This is a genomic window from Arthrobacter sp. FW306-1B-F12A, from assembly GCF_058781865.1.
Genome location: NZ_JBYSXD010000107.1, coordinates 1 through 1,589 on the forward strand (window position 1 = coordinate 1; position 1,589 = coordinate 1,589).

1 protein-coding gene is annotated in these 1,589 nt (G+C 66.5%); it reads left to right on the top strand.

What is annotated here, in order from left to right; translation table 11 throughout:
* On the top strand, window positions 1–1,589 hold a 1,589-nt coding region (locus tag AC3WJU_RS22415; protein WP_492260920.1), incomplete at both ends, for an aminomethyl-transferring glycine dehydrogenase.

Consider the following 1,589-nt stretch of genomic DNA (forward strand, 5'->3'; position numbering starts at 1 on the left):
GGCTATTACGACACTGTCACTCCGCCGGTGATCCGCCGCAACATCCTCGAATCCCCGGCCTGGTACACGGCGTACACCCCGTACCAGCCGGAAATTTCCCAGGGCCGCCTCGAGGCGCTGCTGAACTTCCAGACCATGGTCCAGGACCTCGTGGGCCTGCCCATCGCCAACGCTTCCCTCCTGGACGAAGCCACCGCCGTCGCCGAAGCGGTCCTCATGATGCGACGCGCCAACAAGAACAAGACCGCCCACGACGGCAAGACCGTGCTCGACGCCGATTGCCTCCCGCAGACGATTGCCATCGTGAAGGGCCGCGCCGAGGCGCTGGGCTTTGAGGTGGAGATCGCTGACCTGTCCCGGGGCCTGCCCGAGGGCGACATCAACGGCATCGTGCTGCAGCAGCCGGGCGTTTCCGGCCGGGTGTTCGACCACTCCGCCGTGATTGCCGCCGCCAAGGAACGCGGCGCCCTCGTCACCGTCGCCGCCGATCTCCTCGCCCTGACCCTGATCACACCTCCGGGCGAGCAGGGTGCCGACATCGCGGTCGGCTCCACCCAGCGCTTCGGCGTGCCGCTGTTCTTCGGCGGCCCGCACGCCGCGTACATGGCCGTCCAGAAGGGCCTCGAGCGTTCCATGCCGGGCCGCTTGGTGGGCGTTTCCAAGGACGACGCCGGCACTCCCGCCTACCGCCTCGCCCTCCAGACCCGCGAGCAGCACATCCGCCGCGAGAAGGCGACGTCCAACATCTGCACCGCGCAGGCACTGCTGGCCATCGTTTCCTCGATGTACGCCGTCTACCACGGCCCCGACGGCCTGAAGGCGATCGCCGAGACCGCCCACAACCACGCCCGCACCCTGGCAGCGTCCCTCAAGGCCGCGGGCCTTGAGGTCCTGCACGGCAGCTTCTTCGACACCGTCACCGTGCGAGTTCCCGGGCAAGCTAAACAGGTCCTTGCCGCCGCCGCGGCCAAAGGGATAAATCTGCGTGCTATCGACCGCGATTTGGTCGGTGTGTCAGTCGATGAAACGACTACTGACCGGACTATCGCTGATGTCATGTACTGCTTTTCGATAGTGGCCGCTTATGGCGCGGAAATAGCCGGCACTACTGAGGGCTTCGCCTTGGACGCCGCCGTCGTGCGGTCTTCTGACTACCTGCAGCACCCGGTGTTCAACACGCACCGTTCCGAAACCCAGCTGCTGCGCTACATCCGCAAGCTGTCGGACCGCGACCTGGCTCTGGACCGCACCATGATCCCGCTGGGTTCGTGCACCATGAAGCTGAACGCGACCGCGGAGATGGAAGCCATCTCCTGGCCGGAGTTCGCCTCGATCCACCCCTTCGCCCCGGATTCCCAGACCGAGGGCTGGCGCGAACTGATCGAAGATTTGGAAGCCGACCTGACGGAGATCACCGGTTACGACCAGGTCTCCATCCAGCCCAACGCCGGTTCCCAGGGCGAACTCGCGGGCCTGCTGGCCATCCGCGGCTACCACCACTCCCGCGGCGAGGCCCAGCGCAACGTCTGCCTCATCCCGGCATCCGCCCACGGCACCAACGCAGCCTCGGCAGTGCTGGCCGGCATGAA